Origin of the sequence: uncultured Rikenella sp. (assembly GCF_947628055.1) — a bacterium.
Lineage (GTDB): Bacteria > Bacteroidota > Bacteroidia > Bacteroidales > Rikenellaceae > Rikenella.
The window spans coordinates 1-8,085 of record NZ_CANQYJ010000111.1 but is presented as its reverse complement, the minus strand read 5'-3'; the positions used below and the strand labels follow the sequence as shown (position 1 = coordinate 8,085).

Genomic DNA, 8,085 nt, shown 5'->3' with positions numbered 1-8,085 from the left:
CGTCGTCGATGGAACAGACTTTATTGGTGGGGGACTACATTTTTGTCGACAAGGTGCATTACGGGCCGAAGATGCCCAATACCCCGATCTCCTTCCCGTTCGTACAGAACACGCTGCCTTTCTGCAAATCCACGCCTTCTTATGTAGACTGGATTCAATGGCCTTACAAGCGGTTGGCGGGGAAAGGGACGGTGCGTAATGACGATGTCGTGGTGTTCAACTTTCCGGAAGGGGATACGGTGGCGCTGGGGACGATTACCGTGCCGGACGAATACGGCAGGACGATCACGACCGACGTGTCGACTACAAGCTACTACGAATTAGTGCGTTCGCTGGGGCGGGAGCGGGTGTACGACGAGCTGAAAGTCTTGTACCGGCCGGTGGACAAGCGGGAGAACTACATCAAGCGTTGCGTGGCGGTGGCGGGAGATACCCTCCAGGTGATCGACGGGAACGTGTTCGTTAACGGGAATGCACAGCGGACTATTCCGGGGGTGCAGTATGTATATATGATAAGTGTCACTGCGCCGATCGGCCCTAAAGTTTTTGAACGGCTGGGAATCAATGCCGAAGAGGTGGGGTATAATTCGGAAGCGGGATTCTATACGATGCCGCTGACGGCGGAAGGCGCAGAACAGATAAAAGGACTGCCGGAGGTGACGGAGGTGGTGCGGTATGTTAGCAGGGTGCCTGACGAGTCGATATTTCCGCACGATCCGGAACGGTATCCGTGGACGGAAGATTTGTTCGGGCCGCTGTGGGTGCCGCAGGCGGGGGTGACGGTGCCGCTGACGGTGGAAAATCTGCCGCTCTACGAACGGATCATCCGCAACTACGAAGGGAACTCGCTGTCGGTGGATTATGCGGACAGTACGATTTATATAAACGGTTCTCCGTCAAAGGATTATACGTTCAAGATGAACTATTACTTCATGATGGGGGACAATCGGCACAACTCGGCGGACTCCCGGTTCTGGGGCTTTGTGCCGGAAGATCATATCGAGGGGAAAGCATCATTCGTTTGGCTCTCGATTACACCGGGTAAGAATATATTCACCGGCATTCGGTGGGACAGGATGTTCCGCGGAATACATTAACAGATACTTTACCACAACCATAAACCAGAATTACCCAAACATTATCGTATTATGAACAAAGCATTGAAAATAGTCGTACTCGCCAAACAGGTTCCCGATACGCGGAATGTGGGCAAGGACGCTATGAAAGCCGACGGTACGGTCAATCGGGCGGCGCTGCCGGCCATCTTCAATCCGGAAGACCTGAACGCCTTGGAACAGGCGCTGCGCATCAAAGACCGGCTGCCGGAAACGACGGTGACTATTCTGACCATGGGGCCGTTCCGGGCAGCAGAGGTGATTCGCGAAGCGATGTTCCGCGGGGCGGACGGCGGCGTGTTGCTCACCGACCGGAAATTTGCCGGGGCGGATACGCTGGCAACCAGCTATACGTTGGCTTGCGCCGTTAAGAAGCTGAATCCGGACTTGATCATTGCCGGACGGCAGGCGATCGACGGGGACACGGCGCAGGTGGGGCCGCAGGTGGCGGAAAAATTGGGCTTGCCGCAGGTGACCTATGCGGAATCTATCGACGGGATCGACGTGCAGGCGGGCGAGATAACGATTCGGCGGCGGTTGGAACATGGAGTGGAAACCGTGGCGATGCGCTTGCCGGGGGTGATTACGGTCAATGCGAGCGCACCGGCCTGCCGGCCGCGGAATGCGAAAATGGTGATGAAATACAAACATGCCCGGACGGTGAGCGAAGTGCAGGAACAGCAGGAAGACTACTATATGGCGTTGCACAAAGAGCGGTGCTACCTTTGCATTCCGGAGTGGGGCTCGGGGGATGTGGATGCCGACGAAGCATCGCTGGGGCTGAGCGGTTCGCCGACCAAGGTCAAGAAGATCGAAAATATCGTCTTTCAGGCCAAAGAGGCGAAGCATCTGACGGGGAGCGACGGGGATGTCGAAGGATTGATTAAAGAGCTTATCGCTTCGCACACAATCGGTTAGTCTTTTTTACTTAAACTTGCACATTAAACGAAATTACCATGAACAACATATTCGTATATTGCGAGATTGAAGACGGCAAAGTGGCGGACGTTTCGCTGGAACTTTTGACCAAGGCGCGGGCGCTGGCCGGGACATTGGGATGCCGGGTCGAAGCGCTGGCGATCGGACACAATCTCGGTGGAATCGAAAAACAGCTGGCGTTATACGGGGCGGAAGTGGTGCATGTGGCGGACGGCGCAGAGCTGGCACCGTTCCGGACACTGCCCCATGCGGCGATCGTTTGCGGAGTGTTCCGGGAAGAACAGCCGCAGATCGCTTTGTTCGGGGCGACCTGTACGGGGCGGGATCTGGCGCCGCGGGTGTCGTCGGCTTTGCACAGCGGTTTGACGGCGGACTGTACGTCGTTGGAAATCGGCGACCATAAAGATGCGAAGACGGGGACGGAATACAAAGATTTGCTCTACCAGATTCGTCCGGCGTTCGGGGGGAACATCATTGCCACGATTATCAATCCGGATCATCGGCCGCAGATGGCTACGGTGCGCGAGGGGGTGATGAAGATGGAGCCGGTTCCGGCGAACGAGGTCAAACCTGCTGAAGTCAAACCTGTCGATTACAAGAAATATTTGAGCGACGGGGACTTTGCGGTCAGAATCGTGGCGCGCGAAATGGAAGAACGGAAGATCGACATCAAAGGCTCGCCCATTATCGTTGCGGGGGGCTACGGGATGGGATCGAAGGAGGGATTCGGTTTGCTCTACCAGCTGGCGGAGGTGCTGGGGGCTGAGGTAGGGGCGTCGCGTGCGGCGGTGGATGCCGGATTCGCCGAACATGAACGGCAGATCGGGCAGACGGGGGTGACGGTGCGGCCGAAACTCTATATCGCTTGCGGAATTTCCGGACAAATCCAGCATACGGCGGGGATGGACGGCAGTTCGATGGTCATCTCGATCAACACCGATCCGGAGGCGCCGATCAACAAGATCGCCGACTATGCGATCGTCGGGGATGTCAATGCGGTGATTCCGAAGATGATCAAATACTACAAACAGAATAGCAAGTAGCTTATTATGAAGCGGATATTACTTACTATCTGTGCGACATACCTCACATTGGGAAGCATTTCGGCGCAAGGTATTAAGCCTGTAGAGCCGGATGCGGCAAATGCGATCGAAGCACTTCAAGTTGCGGGATATGAACTTTTCAATTTCGATCTGAGCAGTTTAAATGATAAAACCTATGAAATCGAGGTTTTCGTGAAGGAAGCGGATAGTGCGGGAATCAAAGAAAAAACACGTTTCGGCATGGGGCCGACGCGTAAATTCCTGAAAGATATGCCGGAAGAATACCGATCGAATTTTACACCGATCGATTCGGAGAGCGGCCTGTATAAACAAGTCTCGAAAATGGGTTTGTATATCATTCCCAAAAACGACTCCACCGTTTTGGCGAGCTTCAGCTTTGGAAAAAGTCATGGAGGGTCAATACCGCTAAAACTCCGGCCACTCGAACGGGATTCGCACATGTGTATGTATACTTCACGACCGTTTAAACTGGATGAATTCAAGTCCGGAATTGACATTCCTTTAATGCTTTACGGCTCGTTCTGGTTTGACCAAAAAATAAACGGACACCGTTTTTGCGGAGACAACGAAATCGATACCAATTTGTCGACGGAGATTCTGAAATATATTCCGCATTATTACATCATCGGTATTCGGCTGACCGAAACGGACTAACCTAAAAAATTTAATAAAAAGACGGAAATGGCTAATTTTTTCTTAGACAATAAAGACATACAGTTTCATCTGGATCATCCCCTGATGAAAAAAATCGTGGAACTCAAGGAACAAGGGTTCCGGGATAAGGCGACCTATGATTACGCGCCGGTGGACTTTGAAGACGCGATCGACAGCTACCGGAAGGTGCTGGAAGTGGTGGGGGATGTGGCGGCCAATACGATTGCCGTGAATGCCGACTCGGTGGACAAGGAAGGCCCGCGGGTCGAAAACGATCGGGTGATCTATGCGCGGGGAACGCAGGAAAACCAGGATATGCTGACGCAGGCGGGGGTCTACGGGATTTCGCTTCCGCGGCGATTCGGGGGGCTGAATTTTCCGCTGGTGCCGTATGTGATGAGTTGCGAACTGGTATGCCGGGCCGATGCAGGGTTCGGGAATATCTGGGGGTTGCAGGACTGCGCCGAGACCTTGCACGAGTTTGCCAGCGAGGAGATCAACGCCGAATACTTGCCCAGAATCAATAAAGGGGCGACGGCGGCGATGGACCTCACCGAACCGGATGCCGGTTCCGATTTGCAGGCCGTGATGCTCAAGGCGACGCCCAACCCGGACAAACCGGGCGAATGGCTCTTGAACGGAGTGAAGCGGTTCATTACCAATGGTGACGGGGATATTTCGCTGGTGCTGGCGAGGTCGGAAGAGGGGACGACCGATGCGCGGGGGCTGTCGTTGTTTGTGTACGACAAGAATCACATGGCGGTCAAGGTGCGGCGCATCGAGCACAAATTGGGGATCATCGGGTCGCCGACATGCGAATTGGTGTTTACCAACGCGCCGGCCAAATTGGTGGGTGATCGGAAGATGGGGCTGATCAAATATGTGATGGCGCTGATGAACTCGGCCCGGCTGGGGATCGGAGCGCAGTCGGTGGGGATCATGGAGGCGGCGTATCGCGAGGCGCTGAAGTACGCCAACGAGCGGGAGCAGTTCGGTAAACCGATTATTCACTTCCCGGCGGTTTACGAGCTGCTGACCAACATGAAAGCCCGTTTGCAGGCGAGCAGGGCGTTGCTGTACGAAACGGCAAGGTTTGTGGATGTCTACAAAAACTATTTCCACCTCGAAAAGGAACGCAAGCTCGAAAAAGAGGAGCGCGACGAGATGAAAAAATACCAGAAACTGGCGGATGCCTATACGCCGTTGCTGAAGCTCTTCTCGTCGGAATACTGCAATAGCGTGGCATACGATGCGTTGCAGATTCACGGCGGGTCGGGATTCATGAAAGACTATGCTATCGAGCGGATCTACCGCGATGCCAGAATTACGACGATCTATGAAGGGACGTCGCAATTGCAGGTGGTGGCGGCGATCCGGGGGGTTACGACGGGGGTATTGCTCGGGCAGATGCAGGGGTATGAGGCGATCAAACCGGTGTCGGAACTCGACGGGCAATATCGGACGTTAGTGACGATGCGCGAACAGTATGAGGAGGCGCTCAAAACGGTGCATGAGGTTTCGGCGAAGGAGGGAAGCGATGCGGATTGGCTCGATTTCCATGCACGGCGGCTGGTCGAAATGGGGGGCTATATCATTATGGGGCATCTCTTGCTGCAACAGGCCAGCCATCCGACGGCTGGAGAGGAGTACCGCATTTCGGCGATCGCGTTCATCAAGGAGGGGCAGGCGAAGTGCAGTGCACATTTGAATTATATCAAAGCGTTCGATCCGGACAGCTTGGGCTATTTCAAAATGGTGCTGGATGAAAAGGTGGAGGCGTAGCTTGGTTGTAGGATCAGCTTTCTCTTCGCATTTCGGGGTAAGGAAATTATCGAATTTCCTTGCCCCGAATTTATTTCCTATATCTTGTTCCATGGCTTGTGTCAATTGAAATTTTCGAGAGGGGAGATTTTATTTCTTAGGATTTAGAAGACCGTCCTTGCCCAGCGAAACGCAGTTTCACCCACTCACCGCGGGGGCCCATTGGGGCTTTTATTGGTGTTTGAGATGACTTAACTTAAGCGGGGCCTGCCTGGCCCGAGGACGGTTCCGTACTTTAGGGTAGTTTATCTTGCTGCCGGCAGACCAATAAAACACCCGAAGGGTGCGGATCGCGTGCCGAGCGGCACCGGCACCGCACCTTACAAAGCGAAATCATTTCGACAAACGACAGTTTGTTGAAATAAGATTTCGCTGGCGCGCGGGAAAGGCGGTTCGGTTCGCGTGTTGATCGGCCCCGCGCGCGACGGCAGGAGTAGGAAATCGTTCAAAAGCAGCTTGCGCTTTTGAACAAGATTTCCTCCAGCGCGCGGGCAAAGACCATATTTGATATGCAAAGGGTCGTAGCCAGCGGAGAAAAAAGATTGTGGATTTTGGCCCAAGAAAGGCCGGAGCCAGCGGGGCTTTGGGGTAGAGGCGGCCAATGAAACAGCCAACGGCTGCGGTTCGAGTGCCGAGCGGCACCAGGCCTCCGCCCGGGGTGGCTCCGGCCTGACATAGGGAGATCGCAGCCGAAAAGTACTTTCGAGAGGTGTGTGGAATAAAGCCCAGTTTCGGGTCGCAGCCCGCGGAGGGGCGATTGAGCGAAGCGATATTTCGGCCCTCCGCATGCCTGGGGCTGCGGGCCGACCGCCTCTTCGAGCCGGAGCTTGTGGTGGATATTTCGGTAGTTCCAGCCCGGCTCGAGTGCCGAGCGGCACTAGGCTGTCGCATGGGGCAGCTCCGACCTGAATCGGGAGATCGGGGAAACGGTTTTGCAGAGCACAGTTTCGCCGCTAATGGAGTAGCTATGGGATAATCATGCTCGGCACTCCAATCAGACTGTAATTACCCAAGACCCTCGCAGACCCCGAACTGAATAAATAAACAAAGAGTGATCTATTTAGGCTTGCAAAATGTTGCGCCGAGAGCCGCTTGTACGTCGAAAAAGGTACCCGACCCCGAACCGAACTTGCGGCGCTCGAAACGTAGTGCAGGCTGGCTGTTCCCTCTCTTGAAAGAAAAGAAATGTCCTGCCGCCAAACAAGCTATGCAATAACAGCCCGACTATTTGATACCCTTGTCGCCCTTACGCCAATTGATCGGACACGCCTCGCCGTATTCTTCGAAATGCTGCAAAGCGTCGATCATCCGCAACGTCTCCTCCGTACTTCGGCTTAGAGGCAAGTCATTGACCAGCTCATGCCGCACGATCCCCTCCTTGTCAATCAGAAAACTGGCCCGGTAAGCCATAGCCGCTCCCTGGAAAGTCACCTCTCCCTCCTCGTTATACAGATAATCGCCCGCCAGTACATCGTAATTCTGCATGATGGTCTTCGACGGATCGGCCACTAAAGGATATTTCACCCCCTCTATGCCACCCTGATTCACAGGTGTCGAGAGAAATTTCTGATGGACGAAATGCGAGTCGCCCGAACAACCGACGACAGCTACGTTTCTCTTGTCGAACTCCTCCGCTAATTCCTGAAAAGCGAGCAATTCGATAGGGCATACCGCTGAAAAGTCAGCCGGATAAAAAAAGAAAAGGACATATTTTTCACCGAGATACTGTTCCAGTGAAAATTCTTGAACGATCTCGCCGCCGTTCACGACCGCCGCGGCGTTGAAAATCGGAGCTTTCCGCCCCACCAGTACTGACATAGCTCGTAAATTTAGATTGGTAATACCCTTCCGACGAGCATAAATTGTGCCATGATTTTAACGGTAAGGTATCGTCTGAGGCTGGCCGGGAGCAAAATTGACCTCCTGGAAATCCGGTTCATTCGAAATGGAGAAGTAGTTGTATCCTACTTCCGGCGGACGATTGAAAGCATAGCCGAGCCTGATTTGTATGCTGTTGAATATCAGCCGCTCGTTCTTGATGCGCACCCCGGCTCCGACCGCTCCCGTAAAACGGTTGCGGAAAATGTTGTTATTATATCCTAACCATCCGACATCGCCGAACAGAAAAAACGCGAATCGGAAATGGTACAGAAACAGCGGAGTGAACAATACGGTTTCGGAACTCATGATCAGTCGGTTGTATCCTTCTATCCAATAATTGTTCGACAAACCGCGAATACCCATTCCCTGCAGTTTCTGATACTTTAACGCTTCGCGTTCCCCCTCCAGCCGGTTGAAACCCATAGTCGCCGATATGACCCCGAATTGCCGGATATAACTGGTCCGCACACGCAACAACGGAGTGAAGTACTTGATCTGCCCCGTGACGACCGCCTGCTGCGGGGTGTAATCGGATGTAAAGAACGATCCCAAAGCCGCCCCGGCCTCTATATAATGGTCTCCTACCAGATTCCCCCAATATCCGCGCACCC

The 8,085-nt window shown here is 53.9% G+C and carries 6 protein-coding genes and 1 pseudogene; 5 read left to right on the top strand and 2 right to left on the bottom strand.

The annotated features are described in order from the left end of the window. The 5 genes from lepB to Q0Z93_RS08885 all read left to right on the top strand — a co-directional run. A partial coding sequence (lepB, locus tag Q0Z93_RS08905) for a signal peptidase I (RefSeq protein ID WP_298064684.1) occupies positions 1-1,097 on the top strand: 1,097 nt, incomplete at its 5' end. A gap of 51 nt (positions 1,098-1,148) precedes the next feature. Further along, positions 1,149-2,033, top strand: a complete 885-nt coding sequence (locus Q0Z93_RS08900; protein WP_298064683.1) for an electron transfer flavoprotein subunit beta/FixA family protein — start codon at positions 1,149-1,151, stop codon at positions 2,031-2,033. A gap of 38 nt (positions 2,034-2,071) precedes the next feature. Further along, positions 2,072-3,097, top strand: coding sequence for an electron transfer flavoprotein subunit alpha/FixB family protein (locus tag Q0Z93_RS08895; protein ID WP_298064681.1), 1,026 nt, complete (start codon positions 2,072-2,074; stop codon positions 3,095-3,097). Between the two features lie 6 nt (positions 3,098-3,103). Next, on the top strand, positions 3,104-3,772 hold the full coding sequence (locus Q0Z93_RS08890) for a DUF5041 domain-containing protein (protein WP_298064680.1): 669 nt from the start codon (positions 3,104-3,106) through the stop codon (positions 3,770-3,772). Between the two features lie 27 nt (positions 3,773-3,799). Beyond that, on the top strand, positions 3,800-5,554 hold the full coding sequence (locus tag Q0Z93_RS08885) for an acyl-CoA dehydrogenase family protein (protein ID WP_298064678.1): 1,755 nt from the start codon (positions 3,800-3,802) through the stop codon (positions 5,552-5,554). 1,263 nt (positions 5,555-6,817) lie between these two features. Here Q0Z93_RS08885 and Q0Z93_RS08880 read toward each other — a convergent pair. Together Q0Z93_RS08880 and Q0Z93_RS08875 are read right to left on the bottom strand one after the other, a co-directional pair. Continuing rightward, positions 6,818-7,411, bottom strand: coding sequence for a peroxiredoxin (locus Q0Z93_RS08880; protein WP_298064674.1), 594 nt, complete (start codon positions 7,409-7,411; stop codon positions 6,818-6,820). Positions 7,412-7,468: 57 nt separating this feature from the next. Next, positions 7,469-8,085: pseudogene (locus Q0Z93_RS08875) on the bottom strand (hypothetical protein); the annotation flags it as partial.

Excerpts from the sequence above, each read along its gene's own strand:
- Q0Z93_RS08900 (WP_298064683.1), top strand. The coding sequence starts at position 1,149 with ATGAACAAAGCATTGAAAATAGTCGTACTCGCCAAACAGGTTCCCGAT.
- Q0Z93_RS08895 (WP_298064681.1), top strand. The coding sequence starts at position 2,072 with ATGAACAACATATTCGTATATTGCGAGATTGAAGACGGCAAAGTGGCG.
- Q0Z93_RS08890 (WP_298064680.1), top strand. The coding sequence starts at position 3,104 with ATGAAGCGGATATTACTTACTATCTGTGCGACATACCTCACATTGGGA.
- Q0Z93_RS08885 (WP_298064678.1), top strand. The coding sequence starts at position 3,800 with ATGGCTAATTTTTTCTTAGACAATAAAGACATACAGTTTCATCTGGAT.
- Q0Z93_RS08880 (WP_298064674.1), bottom strand. The coding sequence starts at position 7,411 with ATGTCAGTACTGGTGGGGCGGAAAGCTCCGATTTTCAACGCCGCGGCG.